This is a genomic window from Treponema sp. Marseille-Q4132 (assembly GCF_014334835.1).
Lineage (GTDB): Bacteria > Spirochaetota > Spirochaetia > Treponematales > Treponemataceae > Treponema_D > Treponema_D paredis.
Genome location: NZ_CP060591.1, coordinates 634,020 through 657,088, shown reverse-complemented (window position 1 = coordinate 657,088; position 23,069 = coordinate 634,020). Strand labels below are relative to the sequence as shown.

The 23,069-nt window shown below is 50.0% G+C and carries 18 protein-coding genes; 10 read left to right on the top strand and 8 right to left on the bottom strand.

The window, feature by feature from the left end; all coding sequences use genetic code 11:
* Positions 1–105: 105 nt before the first annotated feature.
* From H9I35_RS03065 to H9I35_RS03050, 4 genes are all read right to left on the bottom strand, one after another.
* Positions 106–1,881 (bottom strand): hypothetical protein, encoded by a 1,776-nt coding sequence (locus H9I35_RS03065; RefSeq protein ID WP_187420166.1) that lies wholly within the window; start codon positions 1,879–1,881, stop codon positions 106–108.
* A gap of 46 nt (positions 1,882–1,927) precedes the next feature.
* A complete protein-coding gene (locus tag H9I35_RS03060) occupies positions 1,928–2,281 on the bottom strand; it encodes a cupin domain-containing protein (protein ID WP_187420165.1) in 354 nt (117 codons plus the stop codon).
* Between the two features lie 290 nt (positions 2,282–2,571).
* Positions 2,572–4,146: an autoinducer-2 kinase gene (gene lsrK, locus H9I35_RS03055; protein WP_187420164.1), complete on the bottom strand. Its 1,575-nt coding sequence runs from the start codon at positions 4,144–4,146 to the stop codon at positions 2,572–2,574.
* Between the two features lie 68 nt (positions 4,147–4,214).
* A complete protein-coding gene (locus H9I35_RS03050) occupies positions 4,215–5,141 on the bottom strand; it encodes a sugar-binding transcriptional regulator (protein ID WP_187420163.1) in 927 nt (308 codons plus the stop codon).
* Positions 5,142–5,430: 289 nt separating this feature from the next.
* Here H9I35_RS03050 and H9I35_RS03045 point away from each other — a divergent pair, with 289 nt between their 5' ends.
* The 6 genes from H9I35_RS03045 to H9I35_RS03020 all read left to right on the top strand — a co-directional run bounded on the left by H9I35_RS03045 (position 5,431) and on the right by H9I35_RS03020 (position 12,138).
* Positions 5,431–6,927 (top strand): sugar ABC transporter ATP-binding protein, encoded by a 1,497-nt coding sequence (locus H9I35_RS03045; protein WP_187420162.1) that lies wholly within the window; start codon positions 5,431–5,433, stop codon positions 6,925–6,927.
* A gap of 9 nt (positions 6,928–6,936) precedes the next feature.
* Positions 6,937–7,932, top strand: a complete 996-nt coding sequence (locus tag H9I35_RS03040) for an ABC transporter permease (protein WP_252722701.1) — start codon at positions 6,937–6,939, stop codon at positions 7,930–7,932.
* Between the two features lie 5 nt (positions 7,933–7,937).
* Positions 7,938–8,939, top strand: a complete 1,002-nt coding sequence (locus H9I35_RS03035) for an ABC transporter permease (protein ID WP_187420160.1) — start codon at positions 7,938–7,940, stop codon at positions 8,937–8,939.
* Positions 8,940–9,018: 79 nt separating this feature from the next.
* Positions 9,019–10,095 carry a substrate-binding domain-containing protein gene (locus H9I35_RS03030; protein ID WP_187420159.1) on the top strand — a complete coding sequence of 359 codons (1,077 nt, stop codon included), beginning with the start codon at positions 9,019–9,021 and terminating at the stop codon, positions 10,093–10,095.
* Positions 10,096–10,245: 150 nt separating this feature from the next.
* Positions 10,246–11,130 carry a 3-hydroxy-5-phosphonooxypentane-2,4-dione thiolase gene (lsrF, locus tag H9I35_RS03025; protein ID WP_187420158.1) on the top strand — a complete coding sequence of 295 codons (885 nt, stop codon included), beginning with the start codon at positions 10,246–10,248 and terminating at the stop codon, positions 11,128–11,130.
* Between the two features lie 72 nt (positions 11,131–11,202).
* Positions 11,203–12,138 (top strand): AEC family transporter, encoded by a 936-nt coding sequence (locus H9I35_RS03020; protein WP_187420157.1) that lies wholly within the window; start codon positions 11,203–11,205, stop codon positions 12,136–12,138.
* 164 nt (positions 12,139–12,302) lie between these two features.
* Here the strand turns inward: H9I35_RS03020 and rpsD are convergent, their stop codons facing one another.
* A complete protein-coding gene (rpsD, locus tag H9I35_RS03015) occupies positions 12,303–12,917 on the bottom strand; it encodes a 30S ribosomal protein S4 (protein WP_187420156.1) in 615 nt (204 codons plus the stop codon).
* Positions 12,918–13,148: 231 nt separating this feature from the next.
* Here rpsD and H9I35_RS03010 point away from each other — a divergent pair, with 231 nt between their 5' ends.
* Genes H9I35_RS03010 through H9I35_RS02995 form a run of 4 tightly spaced genes read left to right on the top strand, consistent with a single transcriptional unit; the run spans position 13,149 to position 18,600 of the window.
* A complete protein-coding gene (locus H9I35_RS03010) occupies positions 13,149–13,835 on the top strand; it encodes a LolA family protein (protein WP_187420155.1) in 687 nt (228 codons plus the stop codon).
* 13 nt (positions 13,836–13,848) lie between these two features.
* On the top strand, positions 13,849–14,940 hold the full coding sequence (locus H9I35_RS03005; RefSeq protein WP_187420154.1) for a helix-turn-helix domain-containing protein: 1,092 nt from the start codon (positions 13,849–13,851) through the stop codon (positions 14,938–14,940).
* 7 nt (positions 14,941–14,947) lie between these two features.
* Positions 14,948–16,447 (top strand): 30S ribosomal protein S12 methylthiotransferase RimO, encoded by a 1,500-nt coding sequence (rimO, locus tag H9I35_RS03000; RefSeq protein ID WP_371809474.1) that lies wholly within the window; start codon positions 14,948–14,950, stop codon positions 16,445–16,447.
* Positions 16,444–18,600, top strand: coding sequence for an ATP-dependent helicase (locus H9I35_RS02995; protein ID WP_187420152.1), 2,157 nt, complete (start codon positions 16,444–16,446; stop codon positions 18,598–18,600). Before rimO ends, H9I35_RS02995 begins: the two co-directional genes overlap by 4 nt.
* A 44-nt stretch (positions 18,601–18,644) precedes the next feature.
* Here H9I35_RS02995 and H9I35_RS02990 read toward each other — a convergent pair whose 3' ends face one another.
* Genes H9I35_RS02990 through H9I35_RS02980 form a run of 3 tightly spaced genes read right to left on the bottom strand, consistent with a single transcriptional unit; the run spans position 18,645 to position 23,069 of the window.
* The gene (locus H9I35_RS02990) at positions 18,645–20,003 is read right to left on the bottom strand and encodes a nucleotidyl cyclase domain-containing protein (RefSeq protein WP_187420151.1); all 1,359 of its coding nucleotides are present in this window, start codon (positions 20,001–20,003) and stop codon (positions 18,645–18,647) included.
* A complete protein-coding gene (locus H9I35_RS02985; RefSeq protein ID WP_187420150.1) occupies positions 19,993–21,591 on the bottom strand; it encodes a 6-hydroxymethylpterin diphosphokinase MptE-like protein in 1,599 nt (532 codons plus the stop codon). Before H9I35_RS02985 ends, H9I35_RS02990 begins: the two co-directional genes overlap by 11 nt.
* Entirely contained in the window at positions 21,588–23,069 is a 1,482-nt protein-coding gene (locus H9I35_RS02980; protein WP_187420149.1) for a 6-hydroxymethylpterin diphosphokinase MptE-like protein, read from the bottom strand. Before H9I35_RS02980 ends, H9I35_RS02985 begins: the two co-directional genes overlap by 4 nt.

Sequence of the window (23,069 nt, the reverse complement as noted above, 5' to 3'; positions counted from 1 at the left end):
AAACGGCCGCGCATGCTGCGCGGCCGCAGGTTTTCAAAAGAAACTCGAAGTTAAAAGCGCCGCGCTATTTGAGCGGCGCTTTTAAACATTCCTTAAAACGCGGGATTATTTTTTAATCGTAAACGTGCCTTCATTTACAAAACGCGATTGTCCGCTCGTTCCAAGCGAAACGGCGTTTTCGCTCGCTCCGAGAGGCGTTCCGTTAATAAAAAGCGAACCGACCGTTGTCGTCGAACCTTTTTCATTGCTTACGAGCGTGTAGAAATTTTTGTCCGTATTTGCGACCGAAACTTTTCCGCCTATGTCGACGATACCGCCTTGAACGACAAACTGTTCGTGGCGCACATCTTCGGCTTCGGGTGCGACTCCGCTTTTGCCGCCTTTTCCCATATCCGGTCCGGGCGGAACCGCGCCGATAAACGGAGCGATCTTTCCGTCGTTGCGGCCGCTGACCGTTACGTCGCCTTTTACATAAGTGCCGAATCCGTCAAAGGCCGCGCTTTGGAAAAATGCATTTTTCCCTTTGGACGTCACTTCGACCGAACCCATTCGAGAAATCGTTTTTTCCGCACCCGTCCATCTGTTGTGTCCCGTTGCGACGATCGCCGCCGCTCCTCCGTTCGGGCATTCGACTTTTACTTTTCCGTCGACGGTCGCATCGAAAACGCCCTGTACGGTGTATATCGCCGAAAGCGGGCCGTCTTTATCTTTTTCCGCGGCGTTGTAGACGTACACATCTCCGAGCCGGGCTTTCGGTCCGGTCTCCGTCACTTTGCCGCCGAGAATGCCGCGCTCCGTATTGAAATTTGCCAACGCGACGGTCGCATCCGCCGTTGTACCTTTGTTAGTGCATTTTACGATCATGTGATCGACGTCGATCGTACCGCTCGGTGCGACATAGTAAAAGCCCGCCGTTGCATTGTTTCTGTATCCCGGGCTTCCGTCGACGGTACCGTCGGGATTGTAGATACCTTCGATTCCGTCCGCAACGATTTCGATGGTACCCAGTTTGATATACGGCTCGTCGATCCAATCCATACCGTCCGAATATTCTCCGCGGTCGAATTCGTTGATCGCGAAGATCGCGTTGCCGTGAATTTTATTCAGTCCGCGGATGTACAGTCTGCCGCTTCCCGTCAGTGTAGAACCCGTGCCTCTGAGATTTCGTACCGTGCGGATTTTGGCAACGCCGGCGCCGGCGCCGCATACTACTTGAAGATCGCCGTCTATGCGGATGGATCCCGCATAGGGACTCGGATTTCCGTCGGCTCCGGTAGACCTCCCGTCTGCAAGCCAGAGAACCGCCGAGTCGTTCGCCTTTGCGCTGTTCGAACCGAGGATGAGCGTGCCGCCCTTGTCGATGTCGATCGCATGTTTGAAAGAATCGTTCAGGACGCTTGCCGCGGCGGTGCTGTTCACTTTTTGCGAAACTTCGGGATTGTTTGTGCCCGTGCCGCCCACGATAAAGTGGAACGTATCGAAATCGTACAAAGTTTTACCGCTCCAGATCTGCAGTTTTGCTCCCGATTTGACTTTAATAAATTTTCCTGCCGGAACGAAAAGCGTTTTTTCTCCGTAAGATACGACTTTACCCGGGACGCATACTTTGATATTCGCTCCGCGTTCGATGACGACGCCGTCAAACGGCAAACCCGTATCGGCCGCTTTCCATTCGCGGACATCTTCGTTTAAAAAACCGATTTTACTGTTTGCCGACCAGCCTCCGTTGAAACCGAGGAGAGCGTTCATATCTTCCTGCGTACGGATGACGCGGACGCGGCCGGTTACTTCGGCGACGCGGACCGACGTACACGATGCAAGTACCGTAACGAATGCCGCTGCAAACAGCAGACGGATTCCTTTTTTCTTCAATAAATTCATAATACCTCCATAAAAAATTTTGCAGAAAACTGCAGTTTATAAATCCTCAGTTGAGTACGGGATTATCGACTTCTATTTTATCATTTTCCTGATAAGGTGCAAGTGATGAAACCATGCGCATGACGCTTTTCGAACGGTTGATCACATAGTGAACTTCCTTCGGTTCGATGTGGATAAACTGCCCCTTTGTCAGATGATGGACGACGTTGTCGACGACGATATCGACTTCGCCTTCAAGTATATAGAAATTTTCTTCCATTACGTCGTGATAGTGCGCTTGAAAATCCTGTCCCGCTTGAAACTGTACGATTGCGAAATTCATGCGGGGGCCTTTCATCAGATATTTCGGACCGCTGTCCTTAAATCGATACTCTTTGTCTTTTTCATCCACAATAAACATTGTATTCCTCCATAAAAACTTTTGCAGGAAATATGAATTTCCGAAAAAGTTTTTAGCCGTGCGCGTGTGCGCACACGTTCAATAATCGAGTTTGCAAAATAAAGCGTATCGTATTCATTCGATTTTATCGGAACGATACCTATACACGCCTTCTGCAAACATCCTGGCAAACTCGAAGTCAAAAGCGACGGCGATAATTCAGACGCCGCTTTTGACCATCCTCCATAAAAACTTTTCGATGCGCAAGCACCGCAGCCGATATTGATTAATAATTAACCGCCTCCGGAAACTCAATGTTTGCCGACGCCCGGAGCGGACCACATATAGTTTGTAACGCCCGCATCGCTTAAGCCGAGTTCGGCATCGTATATCTTCCGCCACGTTTTATACATTTCCATATACTTTTTATGATTTTCCATGTCGGGTTCGAGCGTCGCTTCGATTTTTACCATGGCATCCGCCGCTTCTTTGATGCTCGCGTATATGCCGACTCCCGTTGCCGCAAGCATTGCAGCGCCGAGCGCGGTCGCTTCTTTTACTGCGGGAATGCGGAGCGGAAGACCGAGCGCATCGCAGACGATTTGCGACCACAACCTGCTTTTCGAAGCGCCTCCTGCGAAGGTGACGACGGAGGGCATGCTTCCCGTCGCGGATTTGACGAGCTGCATGTGGCCGTAAGTGACGAGAGCCGTGCTTTCGAGAATGGAGCGGTAAAACGTATATTTGTTGAATTTGTCGGCATCCAAATCGAAGTTCGTAAATGTCGGTGCGGCATGGCGCCACGCGGAAAAATTCATAACGTCGGTAAAAGTGCAGAACATGCCGTGCGAACCCGCGGGGATCTTTGCCGCGTGTTCATCCATAAGCGCGTATACGTCTTTTCCGAGAGATGCGGCTTCTTTTTTTTCTTCGGCACAAAATCCGTCGCGGTACCACCGCATAAAGAGGCCGGGCTTAAATGCGAGCGCTTCGTATTGCCACAGAGCGGGCTGAGCGTGACAGTTGACGCGGATGTCACAGCGGTCGTCGATTTTTCCGCTTGCGGTATTGTATTCGTATTGCCAAAATGTTCCGCCGAAAACCGCCGCATCGTTCGCTTCCGTCGCTCCGACGCCGATCGTGCCGAGCTGCGCATCGCCTCCGCCGACGATGAGAAGCGTGCCTTCTTTGAGACCCGTTTCTTTTTCGCCTTCGCGGCTGACGCGGGCGGCAAGCGTACCGCATTCTTTCGATTCGGGGAATATATCGCTTTTTAAGCCGCAGCGTTCCGCTATCGTTTTGTCCCACGTTCTCGTCGCAAGCGAAAAGAGTCCGCTTGTGGAACCGTTACTCGGCTCTACGGCAAGCGTTCCACTCATCTTGTATATGAGCCAATCGTTGAACATGCCGACGGCGGCGGTTTTTTCGTATACGTCAGGGAGATTGTTTTTAACCCAAAGGATGCGAGGAAGTGCGCTCAGCGAATACGTTTGTCCCGATTCGAGATAGAGTTCGTGTTCGAGCGTCGGGGACATCTTTTTCAATTGGATGACTTCGGCCGTACTGCGGGCATCGACGTTTGCGCAAGCCCACAGTTCTTTTCCGTTTTTATCGTAGAGGATGATTCCCTCGCGCATACACGTAGTGGAAACGGCTGCGATATCGCCGCTGTCGATTTTCGCTTTTTTTATTGCTTCCGATATGCAGCGCTTTGCCGCGTTCCAATTTTTTTCCCAATCGAAATTCATGCTGCCCGGATATTTCGGATCTTCGAGGTGCTTCCACTCTTCCTGCACGCATTCGATTTGGTTTCCGTGTACGTCGAAAATGACGGCGCGGACGCTTCCCGTACCGGCGTCTACGGCCATCAAATACTTTTTATCCATAACAGTGCCTCCTCGTGTCGTCGGTTTATATCGGAACCTCCAAAACCGAATTTTTCAGAGGTTTCCCTTTATATATTTTTTACAAGCCAGCGTGCGGTATCCTCGTCGGTTATGAGGATGTCGGGGTAATGCGCCCGAAGCGCCGCTCTGATCGCGACGTATTTTGCGCTTCCCGCCGCAACGGCGATAACGTTGTGCAGTTTTTTCAACGATTCCGGCGGATAGGTTACCAAATTTTCGTCGGCGGCGCTCGTGATAAAATTGCCGTTTTCGTCGAAAAAATGGGCGAGTACGTCTCCCGCGGCACCGCACATTTTTAAAAAATCGAAATCGCTTTTTTGTATGATGCCCGATTTGATGACGGTCGCGTTGTCGTCGACGCCGCCGATACCGATAACCGAACAGCTTGCGGTCGCATGCATGCGCGCTATTTCGATGACGGCACTTTCTTTTTTGATCGCCTCTACGATTTCCGGCGTCGATGCCGCAAGGGGAGCGGGGATAAGGTAGAGGGAAGCGTTGACTGCCGACGACTGCGTATTCAGCAAATAGATGCTGACCCCTCCGGTGAGCGATACGTAGGTCGGCTTTTTTTTCGAAATCTGCGAAAAATAATTCATAAAACGGCCGGTCGTATCTCCGTAGCCGATATTGATGATCGGATTGTCCGAAAAATGTTCGTTTATATACATAGCCGCCGCTCTTGCGATCGCGTCGTTGAGCGAAGCCGACGTATACATTTCATCGGAAGGAATGACGAGGGCGTCGGCGAGACCGTACGAATCGATAAGCGCCTGTTCCGCTTCGAGTCTGCCGCGAAAGTTCGTGTGGATCGTGATTTGGACGACGTTTTCCTGTTCGGCTTTTTCGAGCAGGCGGATGACGCGCATGCGGGAAACGGAAAGCATATCGGCTATCTCTTTTTGCGTCTTTTTTCTGATATAATAATACCATGCAGTTCGCACGATAAGCTCTTTTTCCCAGTCGGCCGTCATAAGCGTCTTTTTTCTCCTGATCCGAACAAAATATCGTCTTATGAACATAATATCACGACATTAAAAAAAACACAACAAAAAAATATACATATCGGTAATAAATTTCAGCCGATTTTGCCGGTATTTTGTCAGCATATCGCTTTATCGGTATCAAATATATAAATTTCGCTAAATTTTGTACTTTTTGTTTGACAAATCGAAATTTCCGTTTTATACTGAACAAACAGAAAATGTTTTTGGATAAAACAAAAGTTCTATATTTAAAATGATTTGACAGAGGAAACGGACTATGGACGGACAGACTTTTCCGATGCTTTCGGTACGGAAAATCTATAAATCTTTCGGTTCCAACGCCGTGCTCAAAGGCATCGACTTGGACGTGTACCCCGGCGACGTGCTTGCGCTTATCGGGGGAAACGGTGCGGGAAAAAGCACGCTCGTAAAGACGATTATGGGGATTAAAAAGCCCGATTCGGGCGAAATACTCGTTGACGGAAAACCGCTGCACTTCGGAAATCCGTCGGCTTCTCTCGCTTCGGGTGTTTACCTCATCCCGCAGGAGCCGATGCTTTTTCCGAATATGACGCTCGAAGAAAACGTCGTCATGGGGATCCCCGGCAATAAAAGCGAACTGCACGAACGCCTCACAGAAATCGTTTCTCAGCTCGGCTGGAAACTCGATTTCAACCGCACTGCGCGCACGCTTTCTATCGCGGAACAGCAGCTCGTCGAAATTCTCCGCGGTCTCATGCGATCCGCGCGCGTTATGTTTTTCGACGAACCGACGTCTTCGCTCACGTTCGACGAAGTGAACTCGCTTTTTAAAATCATCAAAGAGCTTCAGAAAAAAAAGGTCAGCGTCATCTATATCACGCACCGGCTCAACGAAGTGTTCGTCATTGCGAACCGCATCGCGCTTTTGATCGACGGCACGATTACGATGAACGGCGACGTAAAGGATTTTACCTACGATATGCTGCTCAAAGGGCTTGCACCGGACAGTGCGAGCAAAGTACACGTCGAAGATATTTCTTCGGCTCCTGCAAAGCGCGAACTCGTGCTTTCTTTGAAAAATTTTAGCGGTTACGGTTTTTCCGATATAAATCTCGATGTGTATTCGGGAGAAGTGCTCGGTATGACGGGCGTCGTCGGCGCGGGAAAGACGGAGCTTGCGACGACCGTGTACGGTCGCGACAAAGTGCTCGGCGGAAAAGCGTATTTGAACGGTGAAGACATCACCGGCTTAAAGACGAAGCGGATCATCGAAAAGGGTATCAACTATCTTCCCGAAGACAGATTTTTAAACGGCATCTTCAAATTGACGACGGTGCGAAACAATATCACGCCGGTGCGGCTTGCATGCTTAAAGCAGATCCTCATCAATACTACCGGCGAAAAGGCACTTGCGGAAAAATACATTTCGGGCTTTCATATCAAAGTGACCGGCGATACTCAGGAGATGGGATCTCTTTCCGGCGGCAATCAGCAAAAAGTTATCATCGGCAGGTGCTTTTCGACGAATCCGCGTCTCGTCATACTCGACGAACCGACGCGCGGCGTGGACGCGGGTGCGAGAAGCGATGTATACGCGATCATCAACGAACTGAAAAAAACGGGCATCGCGATTTTACTCATCAGTTCGGATATGGAAGAGATCATCGCTATGAGCGACCGCGTCGTTACGATGTACCGCGGCAGGATCAATCACGAATTTGCAAAAAACGAAATCAACGAAGATGCGCTGATGGCGGCATCGTTCGGCGTGGAAACGGAAAAGGTGGGATAAATGCGGCGTATGTCTTTTAATCGATTTTTCAAAATGAGAAGCCTTTCTTCGCTCATCGTCGTGATCGTGCTGTTTTTATTGGTCGGCATCGTCAATCACGATTTTCTTGCCGCGCGGAATCTTATGCAGACGGTCAATTCGAGCGTCGTGTTCGCTTTGTTGTCGATCGGTATCGCATTCGTGCTGATCATCGGTGAAATCGACGTGTCGGTCGGCGCTGTTATGGGACTTACTTCCGCAGTGAGCGCGAGCTTGATCCGAGACGGCGCTCCGTGGGCGCTCGCGATTTTCGCCGCCGTCGCTATCGGCATCGTGTGCGGTCTTATAAACGGCTGGGGACTCGTCTATCTCGGCATTCCTTCCATCATCATGACGCTCGGCGTAAACGGCGTCGTACGCGGACTCATCTACGTGTATACCGGCGGCAAGTGGGTGGAAAACGTTCCGTTCGCGTATAAAGCGCTGAGTCAGGCGACACTCGGCGGCATTACGTGGTTTTATCTTGTGACGATTGCGATTGCGATCGGAGGTTCGGCGCTTTTACGCCGCGTTTCTTTAGGACGCAATTTTTATGCGGTCGGCGATAACATCGGAGGAGCCGAACTCATCGGCATTCCGGTAAAGCGGACGAAGATAAGCGCGTTCGTGCTGTGTTCGCTTTTCGCATCGGTTGCCGGCTGCGTTTATGTGAGCCGCATCGGTTTCGTAACGCCGATTGCAGGAAACGGCTACGAGATGAAAGCTATCGCGGCCTGCGTGCTCGGCGGCATCAGTCTTTCAGGCGGCGTCGGCTCTCTGTTCGGCGCATCCATCGGTGCGATCATCATGGCGTCGATCGACCGTATCCTCGTATTTTTGAAATTTTCTTCCGACTACGACAGTACGATCACGGGCATCCTGCTTATAACGATCGTTACGGTAGACGGTCTTTTGGAACATCATTCGATCGAAAAAGCGCGCAAAGCGCGGCTTTTGGCAAAGACGGCGGAAGAGGGGAGCAGATAATTTTTATGGAAAAGAAACGATTTACTTTTACAAACGAACTGCTGCTCATCGCCGTCATCGCGTGTGAAATCGTTTTGTTCGGCATATTAAATCCGCGCTTTTTGCGCCCGATGGTATTGCTCGGTTCGATCAACGATTTCATTTCGATATGCATCATTTCGCTTTTCGTAACGATGGTCATCATCGCAGGCGGTATGGATATTCAAGCCGGTTCCATTGTCGGGCTTACGTCGATCGTCATCGGCGTTATCTTTCAAAGCGGCGTAAACGTGTATGTCGCCTGTCTCATAGCGGTTGTTGCGGGAGCGCTGTGCGGTCTTTTGAGCGGCTTTATCATCGCCTATGCGAAAGTTCCGCCCATGGTCGTCACGCTCGGAGGTTCGTTTTTGTATTCGGGTTTGGCGATTTCGATCACGCGCATTGCAAAAGTCGAACTCTATAAAGGCATCAGCGGTTTTCCTGCCGCATTTACGGCCTTTACGCAGTTCCGTTTTTTCGGCATCATCCCGTCGCAGATACTGCTCTTTATCGCGATCGCGTTTATCGCCTATTTTATTTTACACCGTACGAAGTACGGCCGCTATGTGTATCTCTGCGGCATCAATCCGAATGCCGCGGAATTTTCCGGCATCAATACGAAGTTTATCGTGATGACGACATACGCGCTTTCCGGTATCGGCTCGGCGATTGCGGGCATCGTGCTGACGTCCTACCTCGGTACGGCGAAAGCGGATTTCGGCAAAGAGCTCACGCTTCCGATTATTACGGCTGTCGTACTCGGCGGGACGGCGATCACCGGAGGTACGGGCACGATTTTGGGGACGGCGCTGTCGGCGCTCGTCATCGGCATCATGCGCTTCGGTTTATCCATGGCGGGATTGAACACGCAGTACCTCGACATACCCGTCGGCATACTGCTGCTCATCATTGTCGCATCCCGAGGTCTTTCCGCGCAGGGCTTTTCTCTGAAACGCATTGCCGGAAAATTCACTGCTGTGCGAAAATAATTTTTCGAAAATAAATCTTTTCGGAAAATTATTAATAAATAAAACTGACAGACGACGAAAAATATCAGGAGGTAATCTTATGAAAAAATTGTTGTCGATTATGTTGGCGGCGCTTTTGGTCGGCTCTTTGGCATTTGCTACGGGAGCGAACGAAGGCGGTAACGGTTCGAAAAAAAACGTTGTTGTCGTATTCATTCCGAAAATCAGCGGCAACGCTTTTTTTGAAGTGGCAAACGAAGGCGCGCAAAAGCTCGCGAAGCAGGTCGGCTTTACCGTAAAGTATGACGGCAGCCCCGATGCGGCGGTTGCGAATCAGGTCAATATCATCAACAATGCGATCCAGCAGGGTGCGGACGCGATTTCGATTTCGACCGTCGATGCGGCCGGCGTCGATCAGGCGCTGAAAGCCGCGCGCAAGGCAGGCCTCGCCGTTATGACGTGGGACTCCGATTCCAATCCCGACGCGCGTCAGCTTATGACGAGTCAGGGCACACCCGATATCCTCGGTAAAATGCTCGTCGACATGGGCGTCGCTTCTTTGAAAGAAAGAGGCAAAAACCCCGATTCGGATACGATCAAATACTGCTGGCACTATTCGCAGGCGACCGTTACGGATCAAAACTCGTGGCACGTAGCAGGCGAAAAATATATCCGCCAAAAGTATCCGAAATGGGTCAACGTCGCTCCCGCCAATTACTATTCGAATCAGGATGCCGAACGCGCGATCACCGTCGGAGAGGCGGTTCTTTCCGCACACAAAGACATCGATTTGATCATCTGCAACGATTCGACCGCTCTTCCGGGACAGTGCCAGGCCGCGCAAAACCTCGGTCTCAATCAAAAGAAAGTGACGATCACCGGCTTTGCGACACCGAACGCAATCAAAGATTACTGCCGCGCAGGCATCCTCACCCGCTGGGGTTTGTGGGACTGCGGTATCCAAGGCGCGATTTCCTGCTACCTCGCGTACTGGGCGGCGACCGGCCACAGCATGAAAGTCGGCGATACGATCGATATCCCGACGATCGGTACCGTAAAAGTCGAACCGAACACCGTGCTCGATCCGAAAGCCTATACGGCAAGCGATTCCGGCGTCGTGCTTCTTCCGGAGCGCGCCGTATTTACAAAAGAAAATATGGACAAGTATAATTTCTAATTAGGGAAATTATAACGCATAATAAAACCGGCGCATGATTCGTTTCGTGTGCCGGCTTTCGGCGATTTTGGGGAAGCTCTGAAAACTGCGGTTTTCAGAGGCAGCTTTGCCCCTTATTGCTATCGATATCAATAATTTTAGGAATACAGTATGGCAGATTTAGACGGTTTGAAAGTCGCTCACAATTATTGCACGGATGTCCGTTTTGCCGTTGACGGATCCTTTAATGTAAAAGGAGCGGGAAACCTCGACTGGGGTATGAAAAAACACTTGTCGAATATTTTCAATCCCAAAAGCGGCAATACCGTGATGTTCGCATTCGACCACGGTTATTTTATGGGTTCCGTTTCGGGTCTCGAACGCCTCGACCTTTTAATTCCGCTTCTCAACAATCACGTCGACGTTCTCATGGCGACGAGGGGCGCGCTGCGTACCTGTGTACGCCCGGATTGCAAAAAAGCGATCGCGCTCCGCGTGTCTTCCGGTTCGTCCATGGTGCAGGAAGATTTGAGTCACGAAGTCGTTGCGGTCGATATGGAAGATGCGATCAGAATGAACGCGGACTGCGTCGCCGTTCAAACCTTTATCGGCGCCGACGGTCAGCTTGAAAGCATCGACAACCTTTCCAAGACGATAAACGCTGCGATGCGCTACAGCATACCGACGCTCGGCGTTGTTGCAGTCGGAAAAAATATGGAACGCACGGGAAAATATTTTAAACTTGCAACACGCATCGTTGCGGAACTCGGTGCAAATATTGTAAAGACGTATTATTGCGAAGAGTTTGACGAAGTTGCGGCGGCCTGTCCCGTGCCGATCGTCGTTGCCGGCGGTAAAAAACTTCCCGAAAAAGAAGCGCTTGAAATGGCGTACCGCGCGATGCGGGACGGCGCTCGCGGACTCGATATGGGACGAAATATTTTCCAGAGCGCGCATCCGGTTGCGATGGCCGATGCGATCGGAAAAATCGTTCACAAAAAATTCACCGACAAAGAAGCGTTCGAATTCTATACCGAACAGATCAATAAAAAATAAGCGAAAGATTTTGTAACCCCGCCGTGCTCCGCGCGGCGGGGTTTTTTTTATGTATATTTAATTGATAATTTTATGGAAAAATTTTTAGGAATATCGGAAGTCGGGCTTCCCGTCGTCGTCATGATCGCTATAGGGATGTGGGCGCGAAAGACGAAATTTTTAAGCGACGGCGGCGTGGAAGAAATCAAATCGCTCATCGTAAAAGTATGTCTTCCCGCAGTGCTTTTTGCGGCCTTTTACAATATGCGCTTTACGTGGAAAGAAGCGCTTACGCTCGGCGTCTTTGCGCTGATGAACCTCGCGGCTTTCGGTCTCGGAATTCTTACATGCGCTCTTTTAAAAATTAAAACGCCCGTTGCGCCCTTTATGTGCGCGACGATAGAGGGCGGTTCGATAGGCTATGCGCTTTTTATTTTACTTTTCGGACAAAGCGAGCTGTACCACTTTGCGCTCTTCGATGCGGGAGGCGCCGTCACACAGTGGGCGGTCATCATTACGATTTTGCAGCTTCGCACAAAAGGAAAGCTCCGTGCTTCGGAACTCGGAAAATCGCTTGCGACTCCGGTGAATATTGCGATCCTTGCAGGCATACTCTGCTCCGTAAGCGGCTTCGGGCCGTATCTTTCATCGACGCGGGTAGGGAATATTTTCGAAGGCGTTTTGAACTTTGTCGGAGCTCCCGTCGGACCGGTTATCATTATGACGGTGGGTTACGGACTTACCTTTTCGAATATCGAATGGAGCGATACGCTGAAAACCGTTTTGGCGCGCATGCTCGTCTTTGCACTTTTTATGGGCGGTATCGTCTATTATATTGTCGGGCGGATGTACCCGTCAGATCCGCTGTATCGCTTCGGTACCGTCCTGTATTTTATCATGCCGCCGACCTATGCGTACGGCGTATTTGTAAAAGGAAAAGATGAAAGCGCTTTTTTGAGCGCGTATTTGGCGCTCTATACGCTCATTACGATTTTCGGCTACATCGCCCTTGCGTCTTTTGTCGTGTAAGTTTTCTTTTGGAAACTCGAAGTTAAAACGAAACGCGCTATTTCAGCGGCGCTTTTAAACATTCCGCATTTTTCGATTTTGAAAAATACGGAATGTTTTCGGCGTCGTTGCCGCTTTCGCTTTTCAAAAGCGCGGAGCGGACGCCGTTTATCGGAAGATATGTATCAGCGGGAATAGAATTCTATAACGTACTGGATATTGCCGACCGGCTGGATATCGCCTGCTGCGGGAAGAGCCGTAACGGTTGCCGAAAGTTTTTCTTCGTCGACGGTAAGCCAGCTTCCGCGATTACCTTGCGAAGTAACCAGATTGTGCCGGATAAGATTTTGGATACCTTTCTTTTCTTTCGATGTGATAACGTCTTTTGCTTTGATCCGCATGGACGGGATGTTCGCCGGTTTTCCGTTTACATAAAAATAGCAGTGCGAAACCATCTGCCGCGCCTGCGCACGGCTTACCGCAAAGCCCATTCTGAAAACGGTGTTATCGAAACGCTGTTCCAGCAATGAAAGCATATTGTCACTGGTGATGCCTTCCATACGCTGCGCGCGCGCAAACATATTTCTGAACTGCCTTTCCGATATGCCGTATGCGAGACGGAACTTTTGTTTTTCTTTCAACTGTTCGCCGTATATGGATGTTTTGCCGCGTTGTTTTGCTCCGCGTTCTTTGCCCGGAGCGTTCGGCCGTTTGGTCAACAGCTTACTGTATTTCGGATTGCCGAAAATATTGGTGCCGAGTCTTCTGACTATTTTACCCTTAGGGTGTTTTACCGACATACTCTAAACCTCTTTAATTAGCGATATTCAATTGTGCCGATTCCGGCAGGATACGGTTGTTTTTATGCAACTATAGGAAATGGATTTGCATAAAAAGCAGGGAGACGCCGTACAAAAAAGTAGCCGCGTTTTTTGACGCCGTACTCCGACAATGTGCGTTATTATGTATCGAAGCGCTTTTTTTGTCAAGCGCGCCTTGACCTTATGATTTATCTCGATTAAAATACTTCTATGTTAAATAAGAAATACGCGTCTCTTTGTGCGGCAGCGTTTTTTTCAATATGTTTTTGTGCATCGGTTTTTGCGCAGACGATTACGACTGCCGGCGATTATTTTAAAACCGTTTCCGATTTTTACGCGACCATACGCGACTACGAAGCGGATATGAATATATCCATGGGAAGCCGGCAGATGAAAGCCCGTGTGTCGTTCAAACGGCCCGACTTGCTCCGCATCGACTTTTCAACACCCGCCGAACAGGTCGTATTGTTTAACGGAGATCTGCTCACGATCTACCTTCCCGGCTCTTCCGCCGTACTCCAGCAGTCGGTGCAGTCTTCGAGCGCGGGCGGCGCATCGCTTGCGACTTCACAGGGGCTTTCGCTTATGAGCCGCTACTACACGATCAAATACGAAACGGGGCAGGATCCCGTCGCGCTTGATAATACATCCGACGAACAGGTTATAAAACTCGTTCTTGACCGGCGCAATACGACCGAAGCGTTCCGTTCGATCAGGATCGCCGTCAACTCGGAGACGAAACTTATCAGACGGATTTCCGCAACGACTCCGCAGGGTACGGAATATGTTTTTACTTTTTCCGATTACAAATTGAATCAGGGTATTCCCGATCAGCGTTTTATCTACGATCCGCCTTCGTCGGCAAACGTGTATAATAATTTTCTTCTCTCCGAATGAGGCGGGCGTTTTTATGGAAAGTTACGGCACGATTTTAAAACGCGCACGCGAAGAAAAAAATATCGACAGAGATACGGCCGCACGAGAAACGTCGATAACGGCCGAGTGTATCAGAGGTTTGGAAGAGGAAGATACGTCCGTATTTCCCGGCGAACCCTACATGATAGGCTTTTTGCGCAATTACGCCGAATACCTCGGCGTAAGCCCCGACGCGGTCATGTCGCTGTACCGCAGTAAAGCCATTCAGGAATCTCCCGTTCCCGACGGTCTGTTCGTTAAACACAAATCGTCTTTTTTTATACCGATCGTCGTCGGCTCCGGCATCTTTGTCGTTGCGGCGGTGGCTGTCGTTTTGATAATTTTCAAATTTTCTCACGCGAATAAAAACGGCAGCGTCGTAGTCGCGCAGGGTATGGAATCGAAAACCTATGAACTCACCGATAAGCCGCTTGAAAAGCGGCTGTTCCGCGGCGATAAAATCGTCTATCCGTCGGAAAAAGGGAAAATCATCCTAACCGTAAGCGATACGCTTACGGCGCTCGGCTTGGATACGCCGGTCGGTACGCTTCGTACGGATTTGGCCGAAGAAGCGGAGCTCGACGTCGACGGAGACGCAAAGGGCGACGTCATCGTCTACGTTTCCGATATCTCATCGACCGATGCGTCTCGCGGAGCGGAAGTGCGCATGCTCGTGCGACGGCAAGGCGGCGATATGCTTGCGATCGATGAAATCCCCATAGAAGAGGCTTCGCAAAATCCGCTTTCGCCGCAAAAGCATACACAGTCGGTTATTTTCGAAGACAACCGCGCTTATCCTTTTACGATTAATGCGACCTTCCGCGGACCGTGCGAATTCCGCTACAGAGTGGACAGAAAGCGTTCCAATGAAAATTATTTTACGAACGGAGAAGTCGTCATGATGACGGCGAATAACGGCGTGCGCGTGTGGATGTCGAACGGAAATACCGTAAAATTTACCGTCGTTGCCGATACGAAAAATTACGATCTTGAAATCGGCAAAGCGGGTCAAGTACTCGTTCAAGATATCAAGTGGGTACGCGATACCGAAGGCAAATACAAATTGGTGGTCGTCGAACTTGACTGAATTTTTTATCGACGAGCACGGCTGCGCGAAAAATCAAGTCGACGGTGAAATCATCATATCTCATTTGACGTCGCTCGGTTTTCGTCAAACATTCGACGCTTCGAAAGCTCGCATCATCATTGTCAATTCGTGCGGTTTTATCAATTCCGCAAAAAAAGAATCGATCGATGCGCTTCTTCGTGCGAAAAAAAATTATCCCGATGCGAAAGTATTGCTTGCAGGATGTCTTGCCGAGCGTTATGCGGACGTGCTGAAAGATTCTCTTCCAGAAGCGGACGGTATTTTCGGAAACGGAGATCTTTCGAAAATCGATTCCGTCGTGCGTCCTCTTCTTGCGGGAAAGCGTCCCGTCGTCACGGCGGAGCAGCGCGGCGTATCGTGCGGAAAGCGGACGATGCTGCTTTCGTACCGCAATTCCGTATACGTAAAGATTACGGAAGGCTGCAGCAACCGCTGTACTTTTTGCGCGATTCCGATCATCCGCGGCTCGGTGCGGAGCCGAAGCGCGGACGACATCATCGATGAAATTGAAACGCTGCTTTTGCTCGGCGTATACGAAATCAACCTCATCGGACAGGATTTGGCGGCCTACGGTACGGGAGACGGGGACGATGTTTTCGGTACGGGGAGATTTCCTCTTTCGCGTATCGGAGAAGGCGGCGTCAACGAAGGCACTGAAAAACTTTCGGCGCTCGCCCGTTTGCTGAAAAAGATTTCCGCCCTTAAAGGCCGTTTTATCGTGCGTCTCCTCTACATTCACCCCGATCACTTCAACCGCGATATCTTTCCCGTCATGCAAAAAGATCCGCGCATCGTTCCGTATTTCGACATCCCGTTTCAATCCGGCGACGACGAAATTATTAAAGCGATGAATCGGAAGTGTACGGCAAAAGAATATGTGCGCCTCGTGCGCGATATCCGATCTTCGTTTCCCGATGCCGCGATCAGAACGACTTTTTTGACGGGCTTTCCGGGAGAGACGGAGGAAGCTTTCCGCTCTACGCAGCGCTTTCTTTCCGACATACAAAGCGATTGGTCGGGCTGCTTTACCTACAGCCGCGAAGAAGATACGGCCTCCTACGGGATGAAGGGCAGGGTAGCGCAAAAGACGGCTCTTGAGCGGAAACGCGTGCTTGAAGCGCTCCAAAGCGAAATCACCGAAGACCGTTTGAAGATGCGGTGCGGAAAAGAATACGATGTACTCATAGAAGAAGTCGTCGCGGGAGAAGAAGGTCTTGCGATAGGACGCGCGTGGTTTCAGGCGCCCGATGTCGACGGTTCGTTCGTCGTCCGCTACGACAGAGACGACGAGGCTGAACGGAGCGCCGTCCAATGCGGAAACGTCGTGCGCGTTTTTGCCGACAGCGTGAGCGGCGTCGATATCGATTCTCATCTTGTATCGAATTTAATAATTAATAAAAAAACACCTGCCGCATCCCGCGGAGCGGCTTCCATTCCGCCGCTTTTATATGCGAGCGATTTTTATGATACCGGAGATGCTCGATGACCGATGCACGGACGGATCTTCCGTACATGGAAACGCTCAATCCCGAACAGAAAGAAGCGGTCGAACATTCGGACAGTCCGCTTTTGATCCTCGCAGGAGCGGGAAGCGGAAAGACGCGCGTTATTACGACAAAGATCGCCTATCTCATTGCCGAAAAAAAAATTCCGCCCGAATCCATACTTGCGGTGACCTTTACGAAAAAAGCCGCGAACGAAATGCGCGAGCGTGCGATCGCTCTCGACGACAGAGCGAGCTTTGCTGAAATACGCACATTTCACTCGTTCGGCGCGTGGTTTTTGCGCCGCTATGCCGCTGTTGCAAACCTTTCTCCTTCGTTTACCGTGTACGATGACGATGATGCGGCCACTCTCGTGATGAAAGCCGTTCCCTCGCTCAGACGCCAGCAGGCCGAGCTCGCCGCGCATAAAATTTCGCTTGCAAAAGATTACTGTCTTACTCCGGACGACGATTTATCCGCCGTCGATTCGACCGGAGAGCTGTCTGCAATCTACCGCGCGTATGAACAAAGGCTTTCCGAAACGGGAAACGCCGATTTCGGCGATTTAATAATAAAGCCGGTGCGAGTGATGGAAGAAAATCTCGCCGTGCGCGAGCAGATGCGTTTCCGTTTCCGCGTCATCATGGTAGACGAATATCAGGATTCGAACGTCGCGCAGTTCAAACTTTTGCAGACGCTTTCGGGCACTGACGAGGGGAGCGGTACTTATGTGTGCGTCGTGGGAGACGATGACCAGTCGATTTACCGCTTCCGCGGCGCCGAAGTACAAAATATATTGACTTTCCGCAAAAAATTCCCCGGCACGAAAATTATTAAACTCGTGCGCAATTACCGCTCGACGGGAAAAATTCTTGCCGCCGCGGATGCCGTCGTAAAAAACAACGAAGACCGCATCGGAAAAACGCTCAAAGCCGAACGAGGGGCGGGAAAAGATCCCGTACTCGTGTATTTACCCGATCAGGATGCGGAAGCGAGATTTTGCGCAGAACTCATCGAAAAAGCGCATGCGGAAAAAAAGACTCCTTACGGCGATTGGGCGATTTTATATCGTACGAACGCGCAGTCGCTCGGATTTGAAAACGAATTTTTACGCCGGCGGATACCCTATGCCGTCGTCGGCTCTTTGAAATTCTACGAGCGCGAAGAAATTAAAGATACGCTCGCATTTTTATCGCTTGCCGCAAACGAGCGTGATGAAATCGCATTCCGCAGAATCGTTAATAAGCCTTCGCGCGGCATCGGAGAAAAGACGCAGGATATGATCGTTTTTTGCGCACGTGAAAAATCGATCGGTTTTATAGAAGCGGCAAAAGCGTGTACGGGCGATGTCGGGAAAAAAGCGAAAGAAGGCATTCGTGAGTTTTGCGGGGCGTACGACGGCATTATTAAATCGTTTTCGGAAGAGGAGCGGCTTTCGCACTTTGTCGGAAAAGTGCTCGACGCGTCGGGCTTGCTCGAATACCACCGCACGCAGGACGAAATATCGGGTACGCAGCGCGCGGCGAATATGCAGGAACTCATGAACAGCGCATCGCTGTATGCGTGTACGAAAGACGGGCTTTTGCAGTTTCTCGATTCGATCACGCTCGACCGTTCGCTTGAAACGGGCGATGACGGAGAAGGGGATGCGGTAACGCTCATCACGCTGCACAACACGAAGGGACTTGAGTTTCCGCGTGTGATCATTACGGGATTGGAAAACGGTATTTTTCCGCGGGGCGACAAAACGGGAAGCGAACTCGAAGAAGAACGCCGCCTTTTTTACGTCGGCATAACGCGGGCGCAAAACGAACTCTATGTTACCTCCTGCGCCCGCCGCCGCCTCTACGGGCGAACGGAGTTTATGGAGCCGAGCGTTTTTATAGAAGAGGCGGAAAGCGCCTTTTGCGTGCTCGGAGAAAAGGTGCAAAAATCCGTCCTGCAAAGCGGCCGCTTCGAAGCTGCAAGCGGGCTTTCGGAAAAATGGAAGCGGGGCTGCCGAGTTTATCACGACGACTGGGGATACGGACAAATCGTTTCGTCGGATACGAGCGGCGACGGAGAATTCGTTATTTCGGTTCAATTTGAAAGCGGTGCAAAAAAACGTTTTATGCCCGAATATCAATCGCATTCTTTGATACTTGTGCGCGATTGATCCGTAACCTGCATCTTTGAAAAATTCGATTTTCGGAAACCCGGCTAATCTTTTTCGGCGATAAATTTCCGGTATTTGTCGGCATCCGCTCTGAATGCGACGATCGGAGAAGTTTCGTCGGCCTCCGCATTTTCGAGCGCTTCGCGTGCTTCCTGAATAAGTCTCTTTCCGGGAAGCATCCGCATCGATCGGGATGAAATGCCGACGGTACACTTCGGCTCCATGTTTTCACCCTTAATAATTTTAATAATATCTTCACGCAGCGAAGATGCGATTTCAAGAGCCCCGTCGACGTTCATATTGATTTTGATTATGGAAAAACCGTCGTTCATGTATTCGAAGAGCATATCATTCGATTGAAAGCGTTCGAAAAGATACGCACATATTCTTTTCGATGCGCTTGAAGCGAACGAAAGGTTTTGAATGCGGACTATAAAAAGCGATACGTCCTGTTCGGAAGAAGCAGCCCGTACCAATTCGCGGTCGAGTCTTTCTTCGAGATTTTGTTCCAAATGGAAGCCGGTGAGCGGCGAAAACTTATCCGTAAAATCGTTTTGCGAAAAACCGTTTTGCATTTCGCTTTCATCTTCCCAATAAGGCGTTTCGGGCGGAACGTATTCGCTTTCGGTATCCTGCAGATCGTTTTCAAATTCTCCGTAAGATATTTTTTGCACGCTTTTTTCGTCGGCCGTATCGGCCGATTTTTTTTCATACGGGGCGGAAAAACCGTCTTCGGCACTGTTTTGAGTTTCGCCCTTGGGTACGGCATTGCCGTCCGAAAAAATCTCGCTGTCGAAAGGCAAATCGTCTTCAAAGGGGAGATCCGTGTTTTCGGCTGCCGTTTCGGAAAACGCAGCGCCCGTTTTTTCTTCGATGACATCTGCGGATGACGAAACGGAATATTTGGAATTTGCAAACTCAAGATAAATTATTAAAATCAAAGTGAGGACGGTAAGTGCAAGAATAACGACGAAAGAAAAGCGTGCGTAATAAAAAACGGAAGAAGGGCGGATCAGGTACATCGATGCGGTGAGAATGTACGTGTCTCCTCCCGTTCGGAAGCTGCTCGAATGTATTTCCGAAAGCCGGGAAGCGCGTATTTCCGAACTTTCGGCATTTTCGGGGTATATGAATATAACCTTCGATGCGTTTTTTAATATGATAAAAGTGTAGTCGCCGTAATTGCCGCACGCTTTTGAAAATGCGTCGCGGAAGTTGGGCGACGAAACGTCATAGCGTAAAAGTGCGTTTCGTGCCGAAGATGCCAGCCTGTCGAATTCGCGTCCGGTACGTTCTCTTCCCGTCGCATATTCACAGCCGAGTTTATAGGAAAGAAAGATAATCACCGCGGCAAACACGGAGACGATGACGATCGAATAGACGGTAATGCTTTTACGTTTCATATTGTCGAGTATATCTCAGAATCTCGGCGTATGCAAGTTTCAAAAGTTCGGGAAATGCAGCGGATGAATTTTCATTTTTTATTCGCACCGAAACGTTTATACCGCAATGCTCTCCGTCGAAGTGTTTGTTTTTTCGAAGCGAAGCGACTGCGGGAAAAAACGAAGCGATTACCGGGGAAAAATCGGGATACGAAAGTTTTTTTTCGCAATGCAAAAAATCCTTTTTGAAAAAGGAAATAAAAGACGGCATATCGAAAGTGCGGCAAAAGCGAAGCGGCGGATGGACTTTTTCGGAAACTGCGCGGTATAAAAAGCCGTCGAAGTCGATATCGGTACACGTTTCTAAAAGGATTGATTCGAACGTTTTGCGGTATGCGTCGAGCGTCGCGCTCGTACGCCGTTTTCCGTTTCGAAAAAGTTCGGTGCGGAACATAAGCGCGTCGAAGGCCGTTTCCACAGGCTCGGTGCGGCTCGAAAACGAATTGTACAGCGCGTCGAAATAAGTGCCTTTCATATACGGTTTTTCCGAATATGAAAAGTCCGCGCCGCACACCGCGATTTTCGAAAATCCCGCTTTCAGCGCGAAGTCGAGAGCGGCAATCGTTACCGTTCCCGCACCCGTGCGGATAAACGGAAATGCCGTACCGGTTTTATATTCCGAAAAGAGCGATGCGTAAAGCGAAAGCGGGTGTCCGGTTTGAACGAACGCGATTTTTCCTCCCGATTTTTTAATAAAACGGACCGCGCTCGGATTTGCGCATAAGTCGAAAATAAAAAGCGTATTTTCCGTTCGTGCGTCCGAAAAAAAATGCTGTGTCGACAAAAGCTGTCCGTCGATCGATACGACGGCGTCGCATACTATGCCGCGTTCTCTGAAACTTTTGTAAGCGGTATCCGTCGCAATGATGTAAAGCTCCTCTCTTTTTTTTTCAATGAACGAAACGGCAGTGTCGAGGGAGGGGCCGGCAGCCGCGATCAAAGCCGTTTTTCCGATAGGGGCGGTGAACGACGTATCGTTTTGTACGCTGCGTGCCGGAGCGGATTGTACGCCGATCTGAGCCAAGTTCGTTATGATATTACGCTGCCAGATTTTTCCGAAGTGCGCTTGCGCCGAATAATCGGCGGCAATCGCCCGTGCCGCGCTCGCCGTCTGCGTTCGAAACGCTTCGATGCCGATTTTATTTTCGCTTGCCCATGCGGGCGTTTCGATTATCGAAAAAGAGCCGTAAAAAGCAGGCACGTAAAACCCGAGCATCGTGTCGAAAATTTTTTCCGTAGGAACGATACGGACGGTTTCGTCGCCGGATAAATTATTAAAAACGGGAATCTTCATCAGGAAATCGATATCGCTTTGAGAATTTTCCGCAGCGAGAATAAAGGAACGGGGAAATCGTTTTTTGAGCGCGCTGATAAAGTAGCCGCCTCCGGCACCCGCGACGATAAAAAAGCCCGCTTCATCCATACGTGAGGCATACTGTTCGGCTTCTTTTTCGGGATCGTAGCGGGAATGCATGCTTTTTCCGTTTTGAAAAAGCGGAACCGGACTTCCGTTTTTTGCCGTTATGATCGACGAAAAAAGCGATGTCATGAAAAGAGCCTCTCAATTTTTTTTAGAAGTTCATCGCTTTTTTGTTCAAGCGTTTTCGATTTGCGCTCTTTTTCTTCGTCGTCCGTTTCCCGCTTCCATGAAATATATTCCGCAGGAAAAAATTCGTGAAGCCATTCGTCGCTTCGCCCGTGGCGTTTTGCAAAGTCGAGGGCGGATTTTTGTACAACTTTTTTTTGTGCGAGCGCTTTATCCGCGATGCGCGGCAATGTTCCGTTCGGTGAAAGCGATTTTTCGAAAAAATCGAAATCGACGTCGCCGATTGCACCGAGCGTATTTGAAAAATCGTACTCGTGTGCGAGACGGTAGACGTTTCGGGTTTTCTCTTCTGAAAGCGTTTGAAACCATTTTCGGTAAAGCGCAAGTGCGCCGGATGTAAAGCGCGAAATCGAAGCTCTCGTTTCTTTGGGAAATGTTTTTATGTCAAAAATTTCCGAGCGGAGGTCGAGTTCGTTCGGTTCGGCATGCTGCAAGCCGGGGGCGGGCGCCAGATCGAGACCGCAGAAAAAAATCGGGCCGTCCGTTATCGATTTTGCAAAGGAAAGCGCGCTGCCGCTGACCGTACCGTTTCGTTCGATTTTTATCGAAGGGATGCCGCAGGATTTAAAAAGTTTTGACGCGAAGCCGTCGCCGTATGAAAGCGGAACGATATCGTTTTGTGATAAAATAGTTCCGCCGCACGCCGCTTCTTCCGCGAGCGCAAGCGGTATGCCCGAAACGAAAGCGAGCCGAGCCAAGTGCGCCTTTGCATAAAATCCTCCGTCGGTTGAAAAACAGAGATCGGGGACAATGCCGTGAGCGGTCAAAACCGAAAGAGCCGAAGAGACGGCAATGAGAAAATAATATTTTCGAAAGCGGGCGAGAAGGGGAATCGCGTTCGTAAGGCTTGGTCCCGAAGCTGCGAGGACGAGGGGAGCGTTTCCTTTTATAAGGGTCTTTGCCCGTTCGATGTGTTTGCAGATAAAAAATGCGTTCAGTATCCAGCGCGAAGAAAAAGCGCTCCGTGTAAAAAGAACGTCGCGTCCCTTATCGACGGCGTTTTTTATTTCCCGCCAAACGGCTTCGTTTTTTCGGGGGAACGCGCGTGCGGAAGGATGCCATGACGCAAAGAGAGAGCTGCATAAGCCTTCTTCGCCGAGAGCGGCAAAAAGATTTTCCGAAAGCCCGTCCTCCTTTTTTGCCGCATTGAATACGATATCCCATCGTTTATCCGATTCCGAAAAATCTTCGCTGTAGCGGACGGCGCACAGCTTTGCGGACGGAAATCGCTTACGGAGAAAAACTTCGCAATAGGATAATGCCGGTTCGGTTACGATTATATATTCGGGATAGAAAGATGCGCCGAGGGATGCGGCAAAACGCTCGCCTTCTTTTTCCGGATCATATGATGAATGAAGGGATGTGCCGTTTGCGCTGCACGAAAGGCTGCCGTTTTTTGCCGTAAAAAAACGAATGTCCAA